Consider the following 18,253-nt stretch of genomic DNA (forward strand, 5'->3'; position numbering starts at 1 on the left):
AAGGGATATCAATCTGTAAACCGGGCTTCTTCCGCGATGCGTTTTGTCAGCTTCAAGCCCCATTTGTCGAGCCCTGATCGACTGAAGAGAAATACGCCATGTTCGGCTGTGCAGGGCGGAATTGAGGCGACGGGTGTCCCGTTCAGAATGCGCATGACGATGGAGGCGGCCAAGCTCCCCTGGGGTGCCGCAGTGAAAACGAGTCCCCCAATCGCTCCCTTTGGTCCGATGCTGTTTTCCCAAAAACCAAAATTCGGCACCTCGCAGGCTGCCGCGGTCCGGCGTATTACTTCGTCGCCGTCGAGAATTGCGCCGTCCTTCTCTCGCAAGGTGTAACAAATACCCGTAATGACGGCGTCGTATCCGTTGCTTTTGGCGTTGGAGGCGGATTCGATCCACCTGTTCCAGTCGTTCGTCAGAAGAAAGTCCGTCTGCACGCCGAGAATCGTATGTTCGTTTTTGTCGTTGAACACCTCATGGAATACGACCTGCGAAATGTTGCTGTCGTCGAAGAGCACGAGGCAGCGTTTGAAGTCGTCCCCCATGACCTCCTTGATGAAGGCGATGGATCTTTTGAGCAGGGGGCGTTCCAGAACCCCGGTGGCGAGCTTTGTATTGCTTGGAAAATACTCTCTGGGATTGGCGTTGACTCCCAGGTAGACGACCGGGGTGCCTTGCGAGGTGATTGTCTCTCCGAGATACTTGAGGGCTTTGTCGTCGCTGAGGATGACAAGTTCGGGCTTGACCTCGGCAAAGGCCTCCAGGGCGAGGCGGATGCGTTCAGGATGCTGTTCGACGGGGATCCGTCTGGTATCCATGTCGAATACGGTCAGATCCACGTTCGGAGCAAGCCCGCGCCGCAAGGCCTCGTTATGGCGCCGCACCCAAATGTAGTCCTGGTGGTAGCTGTTGATGAGCAGCACGTTGTGACGGGTTTCGGCATGCATTGGAACGGGAGTGAAGAGCAGAACTGCCCAGAGCAGTAACGCGTAGGCGAGAGGTTTGTGGAAACCTGTAACGGAACTGATCGGGATTCCCATTCATAAACGTTACCCGCGCACTTTTCTTCTGTCAACAGAGTCTATGGTTGGGGTGGGTTCCCCCGACGGGGTGAATAGGCGGAAACGAAAAAGGGGACCGGCGAGCGGTCCCCATGCTTTCTGGAGCCTTCAAGCAGAATTGAACTGCTGACCTCGTCCTTACCAAGGACGCGCTCTACCTACTGAGCTATGAAGGCGGTGACGTCCGCTTCGGGCTGGTGCCGTTGCGGGAGAAGTCTTTTATACCGGCCCGGCAAGGGTGTCAATTCCAAATACGGCGGCATGTTGCCGCCTCGATCGGGGAGGGCGTCGGGAGCGGGAATGCTCAGTTGGAAGCCGACATGACCTTGGCCAGAGCGGCCTGGAGTTCGGAGGCTTCCATGGGTTTGGCGATGTAGCCGTTCATCCCCGCGGAGAGGAATGATTCCTTGTCTCCGGTCATGGCGTAGGCGGTCATGGCAATGATCGGGATGCGGGCGTTGGAGCCGATTTCTTCAGAAGTGCGGATGGCAGCGGCCGCTTCCATTCCGTTCATGACCGGCATCTGAATGTCCATGAGCACCAGGTCGAAGTCTTTTTCGGCCAGGCGCTGGAGCGCTTCCTTGCCGTTGGACGCCGTGCTGACCTCGTGGCCGAGCCGTTGCAGGGTCTTTTTGCCGTAGAGCATGCTGACCTGGTCGTCCTCGGCGATGAGCACGCGAAACTTGCGGCCGTCAGGTTGATTCCGCATGTCGAGTTTGGGAATATCCGCGATGTCTTCGTGCGCGATGCCGAAAGGCAGGCTCAGATAGGCGGTGGTTCCCGAACCTTCGGTGTTGTCGATGGCCAGTTCGCCGTCCATGAGTTGCACCAGCTTTCGGACGATGGGCAAGCCCAGCCCGGCGCCTTGAAATCTTCTCGTGTGGGAGCCGTCCGCCTGGACAAAGGGCTCGAAAATGAGCTGCAATTGTTCGTCCGTGATGCCTATGCCGGTGTCCCTGACCGTGAAGAGGATTTGCACGCGGGAATCCGGTCTGCGTGCGAGCGCATCGACCTCGATCGAGACCCGCCCGGATTGCGTGAATTTCACGGCGTTGCCGACGAGATTGAACAGAATCTGCCGCAAGCGGGTTTCGTCGCCTACGAGTGTTTCCGGGAGCTCCTGCGGGAGCGGGAAATCCAGCTCGTTATGGTTTTCCCTGGCCGGGAACTGGAAAAGATCCAGGATCGAATCTCTGAGACTGGAGATGCTGAAGCGCGAATCCACGAGCTGCAACTTGCCCGCCTCGACCTTGGAAAGGTCGAGAATGTCCGAGAGCAGCCGCGTCAGTCGTTTGGCCGAGGTCATGGCCGCGTCGAGGAGGTGCCGTTGCTCGCTCGTGGGGCTGGTTTCCTTGAGCAGGTGGAGCATTCCGAGCACCCCGTTCAGCGGAGTCCGGATCTCATGGCTCATATTGGCCAGGAATTCCGATTTGGATTTGTTGGCGGCTTCGGCCTTGTCCTTCATCTCGATGAGCATTTTTTCCACTTGCTGGCGCTCGTAGATGAAGCGGGCCTGCTGCACGTTCTGGTAGGCGGTCTCGGAAAGCTGGTTGGCCAGGGTGAAAAGCACCTGCGCCACCATGGAGAACTTTTCCTCGGACATGGCCGGAACATCTTGAAAGGCTTGCACCACGGCTTCCTCGTCCGCTCCGATCTCACGGGCGTACTTGCGGATGGAAGCCTCGCTCTGATTCGAGTCCCGGACTTGGCCTACGAGCCAGCTGGCGATGTGTCTGCCTCCGACGGTGATGCCTGCGCCCGCGTCCCAAAGCCCTCCGCTCAGGCAGGGGCGCGCCCTGGGACCATTTTTGGAATACCGACCGATCTCGGCGTCGGATTTGAAGCAGTTCTCCAGGCCCTTCCCCGTGGATCGGATCAGATGGCAGAAGGTGCAGAAGCCGCTGGGCTTGGTGATGGGTTGCCGTCCGGGCGGGTAATCAGGGAAGCAACTCCCATGGCTTCGGCGAATTCGTCCTGGAGTCGCTGGATGTCCGCCATGTTGAACAATTCTTCGAATGTGATGCCCTCGGCGTTGTCCAGCGGCAGGGTCAGCGAGACCATGCGCTGTTCCAGGGCTTCCTCCGCCCGCTTGCGATCCGTGATGTCGCGGGCGATGCCGAGGATGCCTATCAGGTTGCCCTGCGTGTCGCGCATGGGGCTTTTCACGGTTTCGAAAAGGCCGCGGTAGCCCGTGTCCGAAAAGGTCAGCCATTCTTCGTTCGTCCGAGGGGCGTCCGATTCCATGGCCTTGCGGTCGTTCTGGCGGAAAAAGTCCGCAAGGTCGTGATCCACGAAATCGTAGTCCGTCTTGCCGACGATCTCGGATTCCCTGGCACCGTAGAAGCTTTCAAAGGAGGAGTTGCACATCAGGTAGACCCCGTCCAAATCCTTGAGCCAGACGAGATCAGGGATGGAACGGAGCAGGCAGCGCAGGTAGTCCCCGCGCTTGCCGGCAGTGTCGGGAGGGGCGGGGGACGACGGATCTTGAGGGGGGGTATCCGCCAGCGCGGCTTCAAGTTCCAGAAGGCGGGCTTTGGCAGCCTTCAGCTCGTCTTCGAGCGATTCGTTCGCGCATTGTTTTTCCGGCATGGACGGCACCTGTTTTCAACAGCTTATTGAAACTGGAACCAGTGTACCGCGTTATCGGGAGATTGGAAAGACGAGAGCGGAAGCGGCCGTTGGCTTTGAAGGAAAGGGTGCCGACGGGGACGCCGGAGGATGAGGGGAGGGCAATGAAAAAGGGCTGGTCAGCGTGATGCCGATCAGCCCTTGATCTTCTTCGTGGTCGGGATGAGAGGATTTGAACCTCCGACCCCCTGAACCCCATTCAGGTGCGCTCCCAGACTGCGCTACATCCCGTCGAAGCGAAGGGTGTACTACCTGCGGGCCGGATGGTTGTCAACGATTTCCCGGAAGTTTTTTCATATTTCCGGAAGGACGTCCCCCGTTCCAGCGGTTTCGGGTCAGACCGGCTCGTCGAAAGAGTTGTTCCGATCCCACTGAACCTTGCCCTGGGACTTCTTCTGCTTGCGGAGCAGCACATAGATGGCTCCTGCGCCGCCGTCCGCGGCCCGGGCCGTGCAGAAGGCCAGCACCACGCGCTTGAGCGGTTCGCGGGTCAGCCAGGTCTGCATGGAGCGGCGCAGGACGCTCTGCCCGCCGGGAGAGTTGATTCCCCGGCCCGTGACCAGCAGCACGCAGCGCCGTCCCTGGAGATAGGACTCCTTGAGGAAGAAGAGCATGGCTTCATAGGCCTGCTCGGCGTTCATGCCGTGCAGGTCGAGGTGCCCCTCGGTGCTCAGGGTGCCTGCCTTGAGCTGGTTGAAGGTCTTGGAGTCGAGCCCGCGCACGAAGCCGTAGAGATACTCCTCGGTGAATTCCAGCTCGAAGTCCACCTCGCCGCGCACGAACTGATCGAGGTAATTCCTGGCCTCCTCGTCGAGAGAGGACGCCGGAGGCTCCGGAGGCTTGGGCAGCGGGGCGATCTGTCTGCCTGCGTTTTCCTGAAGGGGATCCACGCCCTGCATGGCGCTGAAAAAAAGATTCTCCTCGTCCTGTTGCTGGACCGGGGCCTCCTCTGCGGGGGCTTTGCCGGACGTTTCCGCATCGTCGGACAATCCCAGCCGCTCGCGGACCTTCTGCAGGGCGCGTTGATGCTTGGGCTGCTTCTTGTCTTCCTTGCCGAACTTCAGTTCCTTGAGCCCCTCCAAGGAGTTGATTTTCTTTTTGGCCATTGTTCTGCTCCTGTGCGAGGGTGCTGATAAAACTTGGCGGAGAGAGATGATTCTCGGGCGGGTCGCCTCTTGACTTTCCTGCCCGCGTTGGCATCTTTGTTGATGGAGCCGTGTTCGCGGCTGGACTTGCCGTGCCGGGTAAAGTAATAAACCCGGCTCGATGAATGTCAATATAAGTGAGGAATCCGATGCTCAAGATTGAAAATCTGCATGTGGAAATCGAAGGGCGGGAGGTGCTCAAGGGCATCGACCTGGAGATAAACGAAGGGGAAACATTCATCCTCTTCGGACCCAACGGTTCCGGCAAGACATCTCTGCTCATGACCCTGATGGGTTTTTCCGGATATGACGTCACCAAGGGAAAGATCATCTTCCAGGGGCAGGACATCACCTACGCCCCGACCTACGAGCGCGCCCGGCTCGGCATCGGCATGTCCTTCCAGCGCCCGCCGACCATCCACGGGCTGAAGACGCGCCACCTGGTGCAGATGTGCGCCCGCCACGGCGAGGTGGACGTGGACGCCATGGCCCGCAAGGTCAATTTCGATCATTTCCTGGAACGCGACATCAACGCGGGCTTTTCCGGCGGCGAGATCAAGCGGTCCGAACTGCTCCAGCTCATGGCCCAGAACCCCCGGCTGGTGCTCTTCGACGAGCCGGAATCCGGCGTGGACCTGGAGAACATGCAGCTCGTGGGCAAGGTGGCCCGCTCCATCCTCGACGGCGACGTGCAGCCCCGCAACGACGTGAGCATGAAGGAACAGAAGGCCCAGAAGCGCCGCACCTCCGGTCTGATCATCACCCATACCGGATACATCCTGGACTACGTCAACGCCGACCGCGGCCAGGTGCTCTACAACGGGCACCTCTGCTGCGAGGCGCGCCCGCGCGACATCCTGGAGCACATCCAGGAATACGGATACCAGGAATGCGTGAAGTGCCTGAATTAACCCCGCTTCGCGCGGGTTGAGGAGATATTCATGAGCAATGTTGATCTCAAGGAATTCAAGTTCCACGGCCAGGAGCGAGAGGCCATCGAAAATCTCGGCGTCCTCAGCCAGGAGGACCGGGACCAGCTGCTGATGGCGGGAGTCGTGGCGGACGAGACGATCCGCAGCGCCTCCTACCTCCAGATGGACCACTCCGCCGTTCACTGCCGCTCGCACGACGAGGGCGTGGAAATCATGGACATCAAGGAAGCCCTCAAGAAGTACGACGGACTCAAGGACTACTTCTGGACCCTGGTGGACAAGGACAAGGACGAGTACACCCGTTCCGCTGCGGAGAACCTGCACGGCGGGTACTTCATCCGCGTCAAGGCCGGGGCCAAGATCGCCCAGCCCATCCAGTCCTGCCTGATGCTCAAGGCCGAGCAGGTCGGACAGAACGTCCACAACATCGTGATCATCGAGGAGGGAGCCGAGGCCCACATCATCACGGGCTGCTCCGTCGCCCACGGCACCAAGGGCGGCGCGCACCTCGGCATCTCCGAATTCTTTGTGGAAAAGAACGCCTCCCTGACCTTCACCATGGTCCACAACTGGGGCGACAAGGTCGCGGTGCGGCCCCGTTCCGCGGGCATCGTCAAGGAAGGCGGGAAGTTCCTGAACAACTACGTGCTGCTCAAGCCCGTGCGCGATCTTCAGATGTACCCGTCCATCCGGCTCGTGGGCGAACATTCCCTGGCCCGGTTCCATTCGGTCATCGTGGCTCCGGAAGGCTCCTACCTGGACATGGGCAACCGCGTCACCCTGGAAGCTCCGAACACCCGCTGCGAGATCATCGCCCGGACCATCTCCACCGGCGGCACGATCATCAACCGCGGCCACATCGGCGCGCACGCCGTTCCGGCCAAGGGCCACCTGGAATGCCAGGGCCTGATCCTGGGCAACGGCCGCATCTACGCCATCCCCGAACTGGACGGCACCCTGGAAGGCGTGGAGCTTTCCCACGAGGCGTCGGTCGGCAAGATCGCCCAGGAGGAGATCGAGTACCTCATGGCGCGCGGCCTGGACGAGGACGAGGCCACCTCCACCATCGTGCGCGGCTTCCTGAACACGGACATCATGGGCCTGCCCGAAGTGCTCACGCGAGCCGTGGACAAGCAGATCGAGGAGCTTCAGGCCAGCGGCGCCATGTAGCTTCCGCATCATGAAGGCGACGAGGCGGTTCCCTTTCGGGAACCGCCTTTTTTCATGGGGAAGAGTGGTGTATGAGGTGTCCCGGCATGCGCATTCCCGTCTTGAAGGGCGTATGCCTTCATTTCCGGTTCATCTCATCCCTGGAGGAATTCCATGTTCATCGTCTCCCTGACCTACCTGAAGCCCCTGGAAGTCATTGATTCCCTGCTCGAAGAGCACGTGGCCTGGCTCAAGGCCAACTATGCGGACGGCGTGCTGCTCGCGTCCGGGCGAAAGGTTCCGCGCACGGGCGGAATCCTCCTGGCGCGCGCCGAAAGCCGCGAGGCCCTGGACGCCGTCCTGGCGGGCGACCCGTTTCATCGCGAAGGCGCGGCGCGCTATGAGGTCATTGAATTCGCGGCGAGCATGGCCGCCCCCGGCCTGGAGGCGCTGATCAACGCCTAGCAGCGCCTAGCAACGCCGAGCAACGCCCAGCCCGTGCTGCGGGGAAGGAAGGGCGGCTTCGTGCAATGGCGCATGGAGCCGCTTTTTTTTATCTCAACAGGTTTTGCCGCCTATCCCCGGCCCGTGCTCAGCGCACGTGCATGATCACGGCGTCCACGTCGAAAAGCGCCCAGGCCGTGTCTCCGGTCTTCAGCCCAATCCGGTCCAGTCCGCGCGTGGTCAATATGGCGCAGAGCCTGGTTCCGTCGGAGAGGCGCAGGGTCGTCTCGCTGTTGATGTCTCCCCGCCGGATGACGTCCACCTTGCCTTGCAGCACGTTGCGCGCGCTGACCCCGTCCGGTTCGTCCACGGCCAGCGTGATCCAGGGCGCCTTGACCTCGGCGGTGACGAGCTTTCCCGGCGCAAGGCCCATGCGGACCAGGGATTCGACGGTGATCACGGACGTGATCTCGTGTCCTCCCAGCGTGACGATGCTCAGTTCCGCTTGTATCTCGTCGCGGACCAGGGTCGTGATCTTGCCGAAAAAGGCGTTGCGCGCGCTGGAAGTGCGGTTTTGTTCCCGGTTCAGAAAACGCTGGGTGATTTCCCTTGTTTCCTGCTCGGAAAAGGAAAACAGCGAGGCCGTGAGATTGGCCGTGGAATGGCCGAGCAGGCTTTGGACCACCGTCAGGGGCACGCCGTCCCGCAGCAGCTCAAGAGCGCGGGAGCGGCGCAGGGCGGACGGATTCGCCGCTTCCCGCGGCAGGCCGCATTCATCCGCGCGTTCATAGAATTTGCGGCGGATATGGGCTTCGTCCACCCGCAGCGGCGCGTCGTTGCGCTTCAGCAATTCCGGATCTCGCAGCGCCTCGGCGATCTCCCGGACGATTTCCGAAGGCAAGCCCACTTCGCGTCCGGCCTCCTCTGGACTCCTGCCCAGACGGAGCAGGGAGTGCGATTCGTCGAAATCCGTGCGCATGTCCAGGGCCAGTACTTCGCCCAGCTTCGCTCCGGTGTAGCGCAGCAGCAGATAGACCAGCAGAATGCGTCTGCGCGAAGCGCGAACATCCACCCGGCGGGGGCGCGCCGCCCAGGCGCGAAAGGCCTCCGTGAGCCGGGCCAGGTCCAGCGTGTCCAGGTGGGGGGCTTCTTTCGGTACCTCGATAGCCATGCCTGCCTCCGCATCCTCGCTCCGGCGGCGCTGCGCTTCGTCGAAGGCGGCGAGAACGCGGTCCAGACCCGCATCCTGGTCTTGTCGGTCTTTCATTGCTCCTCCTTCGCGTACCGTTCGGGCGGCCCGGCGGCCCTGGACGCCAAGCGCAAGATTCTAACGACTGTCTCGCACAAAATACATGACAGGGACAATGAGAGTAGTTTATTTTAGTGACACGGAAAATGCAAAAAAAGAGTCACTAAACCAGATCGGCAACGAGGAGGTAGGGTTATGCACTTTGCGGTCGCTAACGTGGAAGTGGCGTTCTGGGTTCCTCCTTTGGCCGCTTTTTGCGTTTCGTTCTTCACGAGCATGGGCGGGGTTTCCGGAGCGTTTCTGCTGCTCCCCTTCCAGATGAGCGTGCTGGGCTACACCTCGCCGTCCGTGAGCGCCACCAACCAGCTCTACAACATCGTGGCCATCCCCAGCGGAGTCTGGCGATACGTCAAGGAAGGCCGCATGGTCTGGCCTCTGGCCTGGGTGGTCATCGTCGGCACGCTGCCGGGGGTGTTCATCGGAGCCGTCGTGAGGGTGGTCTGGCTGCCGGACGTGGGGCATTTCAAGCTTTTCGCCGCCACGGTGCTGATGTACATCGGCGCGCGCATGGTTCGCGATCTCATCGCCCGCAAGGGAGGCAAGGCCGAATCCGAGCGTCGGTTCCAGGAAGCCGTGGCTCGGTTCCGGGCACAGGGTGAGGCGGCGGGGCTGCGACCCGTGGAAGTGCTGTCCTTTTCCATGACCAGGCTTTCCTACCGCTTCTACGACGAGACCTATGTCGTCTCCACTCTGGGAGTTTCTTTGCTCTGCTTCATCGTGGGCGTTGTGGGCGGGGTCTACGGCATCGGCGGCGGGTCCATCGTGGCTCCGTTCTTCGTTTCCATTCTGGGGCTGCCCGTATACACCGTGGCCGGAGCCGCGCTCATGGGCACTTTCGTCACTTCCGTGGCCGGAGTGGCCTTCTACCAGTTCATCGCGCCCTGGTATCCGAACATGTCCGTGGCCCCGGACTGGCTTCTGGGCCTGCTTTTCGGACTGGGCGGCATGGCCGGAATGTATCTGGGCGCCCGGTGCCAGAAGTGCGTGCCGGCACGGTACATCAAGTGGATGCTCGCGGTGATCATCCTTTCCACGGCAGGGAAGTATGTGTGGGGATACCTGTTTTGAACGCAGGAGCCGTTGCTTACAGGCATTCGAGATTGCCGGTGAGCTTGTTCACGATCCTGCATGATCCGAACAGGGCGATTCCGGCATAGGAGAGCGTTTCGGCCCCGGCTGCGGCCATGCGCTGCGTGTAGTCGTCGTAATGTCTTGCCGTGCGGGCTTGATGCGTGAACCCCGCGACCATGATCCGTTCGTCCGCGTGCGCCTTGTCGTGCAGGCTTTGCAGAAGAACGGCGTCCCCCTTCAGGATGGGCAGCGGAAAGCGCGTGATGGCCGCGTGCGTCCTTCCGTCCGCATCGCGCACGTCCGGTCCGAGCAGGCCGTCCACTTTCCTGAAGACCGCGGCGGCCAGCACCGCCGCGGCATTGGCGGCCAGCCCCGCCGGAAGCGCGCCGTCCAGCACGATGACGCATTTCTGTTTTCTCGGATCCGTTGCCTTGAATTCCCCGCAAGTCATGTGGTTCTCCTTCGTCTTGGTCGGTTCGTTTCGTGATGGCGCGAAGCGCGGTCACATGCCGAGACTAGGATTCGACGCGGTTCGCGTCTGGTAAAATCTTGCGGATATCGCCCGTTGTTTCCCTGCCTTGCTTCCAGGCGAAGCGCCGACTATAGTCCGGCCCAGGAGTCGTCCATGCCCGGATACAAGGGACATTTGCTCGGCGGAGCGCTGGTGGCCGCCACCGCGCTGGTGGTTCTGGGGGCGTTGCGTCTGTACACGGACGACTACGCACTGCTGGTTTCGCTCGGCGGGCTGGTTTTGCTCGGCGCGCTCTTCCCGGATATCGACACGGATTCCATGGGACAGACATTGTTCTATGCGAGTCTTGCGGCCCTGGACGGATGGCTGATCTATCGCGCCCAATATTTCCACGCGGCCTGGCTTGGCTTGCTCGCCTTGGTTCCCGTGGTGGGACGCCACCGGGGCTGGATCCATACGTGGTGGGCCATGCTGCTGCTGCCTTCGCCCATGCTCCTGCTGCCCGTGTTTCTCTGGCAGGTGGAGTGGGACCGGGCGCTGCCGTACTATTTCGCCTTCGTGCTCGGCTACTTTTCGCATCTGCTCCTGGACAGGGAGCTGTTCTAGTCCATTGGGTTGGGGAATCGCCCCGCGGTGGATCCGATGCGGAGGCGGCGTGGCTTGTGTGCGCGGCGGGGAAGACCCTGGCGTGGACGGGAGTTGGCTATTCCTATTCCAGGGCCTTGAGGAATTGCGCCAGAACGTTGCGCGTGTCGAAGCGTTCCAGCAGGCGTTCTCTGCCCTTGCGGCCCATGTCGGCGCGCAGGGCAGGGTCGCGGGCCAGGGTTTCCAGGGCGTCGGCCAGGGCCGTGGCGTCGCCCGGCGGGGCCAGCAGACCGGTAGACTCCTGTTCCACCACCTCGGGATTGGAGGAGACCGCAAAGGCTGCCACGGGCCGCTCCGAGGCCATGGCTTCGGCCAGGACGTATCCGAATCCCTCCCAGAGCGAGGACAGGGCGAAAATGTCCAGCGAGGCGTGAAACCGCTTCATCTCCTCCACGAATCCGAGGAATTCGGTGACGTCGTCCACACCCAGGCGGACAGCCTCCGCCTTGAGTTCATTCTCGGACTCTCCTGTCCCGGCGATGAGCAGTCGGAATTCCAGACCTCGATCCTTGAGCCGGCGGGCCGCTTCCAGCAGGTATCGCTGACCTTTTTGCGGGGTCAGTCTCCCGGCGTTGCCGATGATGATTTCCTGGCCGCGCCGCGTCACAAGCGGCTCGTCGGGCAGGGCGTCATAGGCTTTCACGTCGAAGCCGTTGTAGACCAGCCGGATTCGATCCTCCGGAATCAGCTTCCCATTGGCGGAGAGCACGCAGCGTTTCGTGTCCAGGGAATTGACGATCAATCGATGCAGAATCCTGCCGTAGAGCAGGCGGTTCAGGGCGGTGTCGCGCACGGGCACGGCAATGCCCCGGCGGTAGACGATGCGCGGCACGCCGGCCCAGCGCGCGGCCAGGCCGCCCGCCTTGAGGTCCGCCGGAAGGGCCATGACCAGGGTGTCGATGCGTTCCTTGCGGAAGAGCGAACGAAGCGCCAGCAGCTTGAACGGATTCAGGAAGCTGAGGTTGCCGAGGCGGATCTCGTGGAGCGTCAGTCCCGGCTGGCCGCGCAGCCGCTGCGCGAGCACGCTGCCCGTGTTGGCCACGACATGCACGGTCAGCCCGGCGTCGCGGCAGAGCAGGGCGAAGTCGTGATTGAACTTTTCGCCGCCGCCCCAGGGGCGGTTGCTGTTCAGGAAGCAGATCGTGCGCGGCTTGAACTTCGGCATCGGATCGGCGCGGGAGCGAAGCAGGGAAGGTTCGGCCCTTCCAGGGAAGGGCCGAACGCCTAGAAGTCGTCCTTTTTCGGCTGCACCTCGACCATGCCGAGGGTTTGCAGCAGCACGCGAACGCGTTCGTCCGTGGAAAGCAGGATGGGCACCCGGTTGCTGTCCGAGTGCATCTTGTACCGGGTCAGATAGATGGCCTTGTCGTCCGGCGTGATCCAGACGTCGATGACCGTGACGTAGCGTTCATCGAGCAGCGGGAATTTCCAGACGGTCTTCATTCGCGCCTTGACCTTGCCGCCGTCCAGGGGGTCGGATTCGCGGATCCTTTCCACTTCGGAGGAAAGGTACTCGGCGGTGGGCCGGATCTTTCCAAGGGCGTGCTCCGCAGCGATCTTCAAGGACTTCTCGTAGCTGTCCACGAGCACCTGCTCCTTGAGCGTGAAGGCGGCGGCGGGAAGCGTGGCCGCCAGCAGCAGGAGGGCTGCCAGCAGCGTCGGGGCGATGGCCGGGATGTGTCTCGTGGTCCGCATGGTCACTCCTTGGTTCGGGTTCAACGCGTTTTTCGCACAGCCTCGGCAATGCCGTCCAGGTCCGGGCAGACCGTGAAGCCTGCGCGCCGCATGGCTTCGATCTTGTCTTCCGTGGAACCGCCCTTTTCGAGGATGGCTCCGGCATGTCCCAGGCGTTTGCCCGGAGGCGCGGTACGGCCCGCGATGAACGATACCACGGGCTTGGGGAAGTTCGTGGCCCGTACATACTCGGCGAGGTCTTCCTCGGCCCGGCCTCCGATTTCGCCCAGGACCACAACGGATTTGGTCGGTTCATGGGTGCGCAGCAGTTCGAAAAGATCCGTGAAGCTGGTGCCTATGAAGGGGTCGCCGCCGATGCCCACGCAGAGGGACTGGCCCAGGCCCGCTGCGGAGAGGCGCGCGGCCACCTCGTAGGTCAGGGTTCCGCTGCGCGAGAGCACGGCCACGTCGCCGGGCGTGAAGGGGTCCACGGGCAGGATGCCGACCTTCAGCTCGCCGGGCACGAGCAGTCCGGGCGTGTTCGGGCCGATGAGCCGAGTTTTGGAGCCGCGCAGCTGGGTGAGCGCGGAAAGCATGTCCTGCTGGGGAATGCCTTCGGTGATGCAGACGACCCACGGCACCCCGGCTTCCGCGGCTTCCAGGATCGCCTCGGCCGCCATGCGCGGGGGCACGAAAATGATGCTGACCTGCACGTCGTGGGCGCGCACGGCCTGCCGCACCGAGGAATAGACCGGCACGCCGAGCACTTCCTGTCCGCCCTTGAAGGGCGTCACTCCGGCCACGACGTTGGTTCCGTACGCCTGCATCAGCTCGGTGTGCAGTCGGCCTTCGCGCCCGGTAATGCCCTGCACGAGCACGGGAGTGCCCTTGCCGAAGGGGAAGGGGGCCTGAGCCGGGGCAAGGGGCGCTGCCGCGGGGCTGAAGTCGGGCACGGCCAGACGCGGCGCATCAAAGGGGCTCGCCGGGGCGTCGTCCGGCCGCAGGGTTTTGAGAATTTCAATGGCTTCGCCCATTTCCGTGGCCAGATGCAGGTTCGGTGCGTTCAGGGACTTGAGGATTCTCAGGCCGCTTTCCGCGCTGTTTCCGGAAAGGCGGGCCACGATGGGTTTTTTCGGGGGCTTGCCGCCGAGCGCGCCCTGCATGGCCAGGGCGACCTTCTCGCAGGAGAGGATGCCGCCGTAGAGGTTGATGAAGATGACCCGCACGGCGTCGTCGCTGAAGAGCAGATCAAACGCGGTTTCCATGCGTTCCTGGTCCGCGCCGCCGCCCAGGTCCAGAAAGTTGGCCGCGGGCAGGTTCGAGAAGTTCAGGAGATCCATGGTGGCCATGGCCAGACCTGCTCCGTTGACCATCAGGCCGACGAAGCCCTGGAGCTTCACGAAGGATAGTCCGGCGGCGCGGGCCCGGTTTTCTTCCGGGGCGTTGTGCGCCGGAGTGTGGAAGGCTTCCAGATCCGGCCGCAGATCGACCATGTTGTCGTCGATCTCCACCTTGCCGTCCAGGGCCAGGAAGTCGCCGTCCGCCGTGAGCACGAGGGGGTTGATCTCGGCCAGGAGCAGCCCGTTGTCGAGCACTGCGCAGAAAAGTCCTTGCAGCAGGGCGGCGAAGGAGGCGTACTGCTCCTTTTCCAGGCCCAGGTGGAAGAATGCCGCGCGCACGTGTCGGTCCGAAAGGCCGCCCGGCAGGGAAACGTCCTGTACGAGCAGGTTGTCCGCGCCGAGGTTTTCGATTTCCACGCCGCCTTCGCGTCCGGCGGTGAGGACGATGCTCCGGCGGGCGCGGGAGACGGTGAAGGAAAGATAGAATTCGCGCTTGATGCTGGAGGCGGGCTCCACGCGCAGGAAGGGCACGCTGTGGCCCTTGATGGTCATGTTCAGGATCTGTTCGGCCTTGGGCTGGAAATCGGCGCGGGTGTCCACCCGGAGAATGCCGCCCGCCTTGCCGCGTCCCCCGGTGAGCACCTGGGCCTTGAGAAACCAGGGCAGGTCGAAGTCCGGCGAGAAGGTGGCGAGTTCCTCAGGGGTCACGGCGACGCCTTTAGGCACGGCCACGCCCGCTTTCTGGAACAGAAGCTTGCTGTTGTGTTCATTGAGAAGCATTGCTGGTCCTTGTCGTAGGTCATGAGTGCGTTGAAACTGAGGCAATCGCGGGAGTCTAGGTGGTTTGGGCGTATTTTTCAACGTCAAATCCCCTCCTTGCCGCATGGATGGAAATAACCTACCAGGGGGGAAAGCATCGGAGGCGTTGACCAATGTCAGAGTTCGATCGTTTTGCCGACGGCCTCGCCGACGAGGTTCTCAGCGAGATGGCCGACAATTTCTTCGGCGCGCGGCGCGAAATGGACGAGCAGATCGAGCAGTTCAAGAAGCTTTCGCGGGAACTGAAGAAACTCCAGGACCAGGCGGACCATTACGCCGAAATCCTGCATTTCGTCCTGCTCGGCGAGGAGGGGGCCGTCGGGTTTTACGAAGCCATCGGCCTCGATCCCTCGGACCTTCCGCTTTGCATGGAGTGCACGGTTCCGCCGCTGCTGGAGGGGCTGCCTTTCGCCTTGACCCGAAAGGGCCGCTTCCGCAAGCTCGTGATTCTCGCCTACCGGAACATGCGCGACAGCGTGGAGGACTACCTGCACGGGCATGAATACGCCGATCCGGACGAGCCTCGCCGAAGGCGCGTCAGCGTTCATTATGATTCGTTGAAGAGGATGGAGGCGCGGCTCAATCTCCAGATCGAGAAGCTCAATCGGCAGAGTTCGGTTTCGAACACCTTGCAGTACGTGCGCGGGCTGAATCCCGCCGAACTGGAGCGAGAGAAGATCGCCGGCGCCCCGGCTTTCGACGATCCGCAGAGACTGGATTCAACATTCGCCTATCCCCGTCAGGACATGTCCGCCGAAGGTTTGAAGTCGTTTCCGGAATTTCCCGCCTTCAAGGACGTCGAAAGCGAAATCAGGCAGTTCGCCAATGCCTTCTATGCCCGGAACAGGGAAGCTGTCCGGGCCATGCTGAGGGAGCTTCGGGAAGCTCAGCAGAACGCTAATCCATGAGGTGGAGCTTTTTCAGCTCCGCGCGTACGCCCTCGGCCGAAAGCGGCTTGGTCAGATAGCCGTCCGCCAGCCCTCCACGGAAGAACGATTTGCTCACGTTGCGAACGTCGCTCAGGGAAGAGATCATCACCAGCTTGGTCTCGCTCCCTGCGGGCACGGAATAATCCGCTTCGATCCGCCTCAGCGCTTCCGCAGCCTCATGCCCGTCCATGCCCGGCATGACGATGTCCATGAATATGGCGTCAAACGGACAGCCGTTCTTCAACTGACGCTCGAAGAGCTGAACGGCGTCGTGGGGGTCGTTCGTGCAGGCGCATTCTCCTTGTGCGGATAGAATGCGCATCATAAACAGGGTCACGTCCTCCTGGTCGTCCACGATCAGGAAGCGCCGGATTCCATCGCTCATGCTGCTCGCTCCTCGCTGCGCCGCTTCTCGCGGCATCGATCTCCCTAGCCGTCCGCATTGATGCGGGCGATGATCCGCTCGCGGGCCTCCTCGGCCTCCTCCACGGGAATCTGGCAGGTGCCCACGCCCCGGTGTCCGCCGCCGCCGTATTCAAGCATCAGCTTGCCCACGTCGGTCTTGCTGGTCCGGTTGATGATGCTGTGTCCCACCGTGAAGACGATGTTCTGCTTCTTGAAGCCCCACATGACCTGCATGCTGATGTTGCAGTCGGGGAAGAGGGGATAGACCGCAAAGCGGTTGCCCGAATAGATGGTTTCCTCGTCGCGCAGGTCGATGACCACGAGATTGCCGTGGACTTCGGTGTTGCGCTTGAGCATTTCGACGAACAGGTCGGTCTGCTCGAAATAGCGGCGGGTGCGCTCCTTGACGTCCTCCAGCTCCAGAATCTCCGCCGCGCTCATGTGGCGGCAGTGGTCGATCATGTCGAGCATGAGCTGATAGTTGGAAATGCGGTAGTCGTGGAAGCGGCCCAGGCCGGTGCGGGGGTCCATGACGTAGCCCAGAAGCACCCAGCCTTCGGGCCGCAGGATGTCGTCGGGGCCGAGGTTGGCGCTGTCCACCTTGTCCACGGCTTCCATCATCTCGTTGAAGCGGGCCGGGAAGGTTTTTTCTCCGCCGTAGTATTCCCAGATCACGCGGGCGCAGCTGGGCAGGGGCTTGCTCATCCCTTCGAATACGAGATCCTTTTCCAGCCGCTCCTGTTCGCTGGTGTGGTGGTCGAACCAGAGACCGGCACCGGGCACGTAGGGCACGTTGGCGAGCACGTCGTTCTTGTCCACCTTGATCTTGCCGTCCTGCAAATCCTTGGGATGGGCGAAAAGGTAGTCGTCCACCAGGTCCATTTCCTTGAGCAGCACGGCGCAGGCCAGTCCATCGAAGTCCGAACGGGTTACCAGTCTCATTCTATTTCACTCCCCGGTGTCGAGAGAAAAAGTTATAACATACCAATAATAAACATGCTTAACCAAAGTAAATACAAAGGTCAATCCGCAGGAAGCCTGCTCAGCGCCTGGGCGCGCAGTTCCCGAAGCCTTTCCCCGGAGCGGGGGCCGAGGTTGCGTTCGCCCTCGGGCAGCCGGACCGCGAGCATGGCGGCCAGATCGCGCCGCGCCAGGGGCAGGTGCTCTTCTCCCTTGTCCGCGAAGACCAGATGGAACATGGGTTCCACCAGCCGCGCCGCATGCAGGCGCATCAGCAGGTCCACGCGCGTTCCGGGACGCAAGGCAGGATACCTCCCTGCGGTCATGTGCAGCTGGGCGGCGAGAGATCCGGCCTTGATCAGGGCGTTGGGCAGTCCGAGCCGTTCGCCGAGCAGTTCGGCGGGGGCGGCGCCCAGGTTCTCGTGGCCGTGGTGGCGGGGCCAGAATTCCGGCGGGGTGAGGCTCTTGCCCAGGTCGTGGCAGATGCCCATCCAGCAGGTTTCGGCGTGGCCCGCCAGCTCGTCGGCGACGCGAAGGGAGTGCTCGAAGGCGTCGGCGCTCTGGTGGTGTTCCGGCGGGCCGGCGGGAACGCCGCGCAGCCGCAGAAGTTCCGGCATCCAGTGCTCCAGGCATCCTGTTTCGGCAAGCAGTCGGAAGAAAAGGGAAGGGCGGGGTGAAGCAAGGGCCTTGAGCACCTCGCGGCAGACGCGTAGCGGCGGGAGATCGACCAGCGCGCCTGAGGCGGCGCTCCGCGTCATGGCTTCGCGCAGTTCCTGATGCGGGCTGAAATCGGGATATTCGGCCAGGAAGCGCGCCGCGCGAAAGCTCCGCAGGGGATCTTGGTCCAGGGCGTCGGGCCGGGCCGGGCGCAAGACCCGGCGGTGCAGGTCGTCCAAGGCCTGCGGATGGCAGTAGAGGTTGCCGTCCTCGTCAAGCGCCATGGCGTTGATGGTCAGATCCCGTGCTTCGAGGTCCGCTTTCAAGGTTTCCGCCTCGTCTGCGGGGGCGGCGTCCGAGGCGTCTTGTTCCCTTGGAAAGGCGTGCTCCAGGCCGTTTACGAGAAAAACGGGGAAGCTCTTGCCCACTTCGTGCGCGTTGGGAAAGCGCGCAAGAAAATCCTCCCTGGTGGCCCCAAGCACGAGAAAGTCCTTGTCGGCCACGGGCCGCCCAAGTAAAAGGTTGCGGACGGCGCCGCCGACGAGCAGAATCTGCATGTGCACATGGCTACCACACCCGACCTCTGCGCGCTACGGTTTGCCTACCGGAATAT

The 18,253-nt window shown here is 62.2% G+C and carries 17 protein-coding genes, 2 tRNA genes and 1 pseudogene; 6 read left to right on the forward strand and 14 right to left on the reverse strand.

What is annotated here, in order from left to right:
- Nucleotides 1-8: 8 nt before the first annotated feature.
- The 6 genes and pseudogenes from G452_RS0113600 to G452_RS0113625 all read right to left on the reverse strand — a co-directional run bounded on the left by G452_RS0113600 (nucleotide 9) and on the right by G452_RS0113625 (nucleotide 4,795).
- Complete coding sequence (locus tag G452_RS0113600) at nucleotides 9-1,040, reverse strand: ABC transporter substrate-binding protein (RefSeq protein ID WP_022662810.1); 1,032 nt, start codon at nucleotides 1,038-1,040, stop codon at nucleotides 9-11.
- A 121-nt stretch (nucleotides 1,041-1,161) separates the two neighbouring features.
- A tRNA-Thr gene (locus tag G452_RS0113605) sits at nucleotides 1,162-1,237 on the reverse strand.
- A 128-nt stretch (nucleotides 1,238-1,365) separates the two neighbouring features.
- The gene (locus G452_RS21965) at nucleotides 1,366-1,770 is read right to left on the reverse strand and encodes a response regulator (protein WP_407636019.1); all 405 of its coding nucleotides are present in this window, start codon (nucleotides 1,768-1,770) and stop codon (nucleotides 1,366-1,368) included.
- Nucleotides 1,771-1,823: 53 nt separating this feature from the next.
- Nucleotides 1,824-3,650 (reverse strand): annotated as a pseudogene (locus G452_RS21970) (PAS domain-containing protein).
- A 193-nt stretch (nucleotides 3,651-3,843) separates the two neighbouring features.
- Nucleotides 3,844-3,920, reverse strand: a tRNA-Pro gene (locus tag G452_RS0113620).
- A 104-nt stretch (nucleotides 3,921-4,024) separates the two neighbouring features.
- Nucleotides 4,025-4,795 (reverse strand): Smr/MutS family protein, encoded by a 771-nt coding sequence (locus tag G452_RS0113625; protein ID WP_022662813.1) that lies wholly within the window; start codon nucleotides 4,793-4,795, stop codon nucleotides 4,025-4,027.
- A gap of 188 nt (nucleotides 4,796-4,983) precedes the next feature.
- On the opposite strand from G452_RS0113625, the gene G452_RS0113630 reads away from it, so the two are divergent.
- The 3 genes from G452_RS0113630 (at nucleotide 4,984) to G452_RS0113640 (ending at nucleotide 7,380) form a co-directional block, all read left to right on the forward strand.
- The gene (locus G452_RS0113630; RefSeq protein WP_022662814.1) at nucleotides 4,984-5,745 is read left to right on the forward strand and encodes an ABC transporter ATP-binding protein; all 762 of its coding nucleotides are present in this window, start codon (nucleotides 4,984-4,986) and stop codon (nucleotides 5,743-5,745) included.
- Between the two features lie 30 nt (nucleotides 5,746-5,775).
- Nucleotides 5,776-6,936 (forward strand): SufB/SufD family protein, encoded by a 1,161-nt coding sequence (locus G452_RS0113635; protein WP_022662815.1) that lies wholly within the window; start codon nucleotides 5,776-5,778, stop codon nucleotides 6,934-6,936.
- Between the two features lie 153 nt (nucleotides 6,937-7,089).
- Nucleotides 7,090-7,380 carry a YciI family protein gene (locus G452_RS0113640; RefSeq protein ID WP_022662816.1) on the forward strand — a complete coding sequence of 97 codons (291 nt, stop codon included), beginning with the start codon at nucleotides 7,090-7,092 and terminating at the stop codon, nucleotides 7,378-7,380.
- 127 nt (nucleotides 7,381-7,507) lie between these two features.
- Here the strand turns inward: G452_RS0113640 and G452_RS0113645 are convergent, their stop codons facing one another.
- Nucleotides 7,508-8,626: a TOBE domain-containing protein gene (locus G452_RS0113645; protein WP_022662817.1), complete on the reverse strand. Its 1,119-nt coding sequence runs from the start codon at nucleotides 8,624-8,626 to the stop codon at nucleotides 7,508-7,510.
- A 177-nt stretch (nucleotides 8,627-8,803) separates the two neighbouring features.
- Between G452_RS0113645 and G452_RS0113650 the strand changes: the two genes are divergently transcribed.
- On the forward strand, nucleotides 8,804-9,736 hold the full coding sequence (locus G452_RS0113650) for a sulfite exporter TauE/SafE family protein (protein ID WP_022662818.1): 933 nt from the start codon (nucleotides 8,804-8,806) through the stop codon (nucleotides 9,734-9,736).
- A 16-nt stretch (nucleotides 9,737-9,752) separates the two neighbouring features.
- Here the strand turns inward: G452_RS0113650 and G452_RS0113655 are convergent, their stop codons facing one another.
- Nucleotides 9,753-10,190 carry a DUF2000 domain-containing protein gene (locus G452_RS0113655; RefSeq protein ID WP_022662819.1) on the reverse strand — a complete coding sequence of 146 codons (438 nt, stop codon included), beginning with the start codon at nucleotides 10,188-10,190 and terminating at the stop codon, nucleotides 9,753-9,755.
- Between the two features lie 174 nt (nucleotides 10,191-10,364).
- Between G452_RS0113655 and G452_RS0113660 the strand changes: the two genes are divergently transcribed.
- Complete coding sequence (locus G452_RS0113660) at nucleotides 10,365-10,817, forward strand: metal-dependent hydrolase (protein ID WP_022662820.1); 453 nt, start codon at nucleotides 10,365-10,367, stop codon at nucleotides 10,815-10,817.
- A gap of 103 nt (nucleotides 10,818-10,920) precedes the next feature.
- Here the strand turns inward: G452_RS0113660 and G452_RS0113665 are convergent, their stop codons facing one another.
- Genes G452_RS0113665 through sucD form a run of 3 tightly spaced genes read right to left on the reverse strand, consistent with a single transcriptional unit; the run spans nucleotide 10,921 to nucleotide 14,650 of the window.
- Nucleotides 10,921-12,021, reverse strand: a complete 1,101-nt coding sequence (locus G452_RS0113665) for a glycosyltransferase (protein WP_022662821.1) — start codon at nucleotides 12,019-12,021, stop codon at nucleotides 10,921-10,923.
- Between the two features lie 59 nt (nucleotides 12,022-12,080).
- Nucleotides 12,081-12,551: a hypothetical protein gene (locus G452_RS0113670; RefSeq protein ID WP_022662822.1), complete on the reverse strand. Its 471-nt coding sequence runs from the start codon at nucleotides 12,549-12,551 to the stop codon at nucleotides 12,081-12,083.
- Between the two features lie 20 nt (nucleotides 12,552-12,571).
- Nucleotides 12,572-14,650 carry a succinate--CoA ligase subunit alpha gene (sucD, locus tag G452_RS0113675; protein WP_022662824.1) on the reverse strand — a complete coding sequence of 693 codons (2,079 nt, stop codon included), beginning with the start codon at nucleotides 14,648-14,650 and terminating at the stop codon, nucleotides 12,572-12,574.
- A 152-nt stretch (nucleotides 14,651-14,802) separates the two neighbouring features.
- Here sucD and G452_RS0113680 point away from each other — a divergent pair, with 152 nt between their 5' ends.
- Complete coding sequence (locus G452_RS0113680) at nucleotides 14,803-15,597, forward strand: hypothetical protein (protein WP_022662825.1); 795 nt, start codon at nucleotides 14,803-14,805, stop codon at nucleotides 15,595-15,597.
- Here the strand turns inward: G452_RS0113680 and G452_RS0113685 are convergent.
- From G452_RS0113685 to G452_RS0113695, 3 genes are all read right to left on the reverse strand, one after another.
- Nucleotides 15,587-16,003: a response regulator gene (locus G452_RS0113685; RefSeq protein ID WP_022662826.1), complete on the reverse strand. Its 417-nt coding sequence runs from the start codon at nucleotides 16,001-16,003 to the stop codon at nucleotides 15,587-15,589. The genes G452_RS0113680 and G452_RS0113685 overlap by 11 nt on opposite strands.
- A gap of 44 nt (nucleotides 16,004-16,047) precedes the next feature.
- Nucleotides 16,048-16,965 (reverse strand): exopolyphosphatase, encoded by a 918-nt coding sequence (locus G452_RS0113690; RefSeq protein ID WP_022662827.1) that lies wholly within the window; start codon nucleotides 16,963-16,965, stop codon nucleotides 16,048-16,050.
- 80 nt (nucleotides 16,966-17,045) lie between these two features.
- Entirely contained in the window at nucleotides 17,046-18,197 is a 1,152-nt protein-coding gene (locus G452_RS0113695; RefSeq protein WP_022662828.1) for an HD domain-containing protein, read from the reverse strand.
- Nucleotides 18,198-18,253: the final 56 nt, after the last annotated feature.

Source organism: Paucidesulfovibrio longus DSM 6739 (assembly GCF_000420485.1).
GTDB lineage: Bacteria > Desulfobacterota > Desulfovibrionia > Desulfovibrionales > Desulfovibrionaceae > Paucidesulfovibrio > Paucidesulfovibrio longus.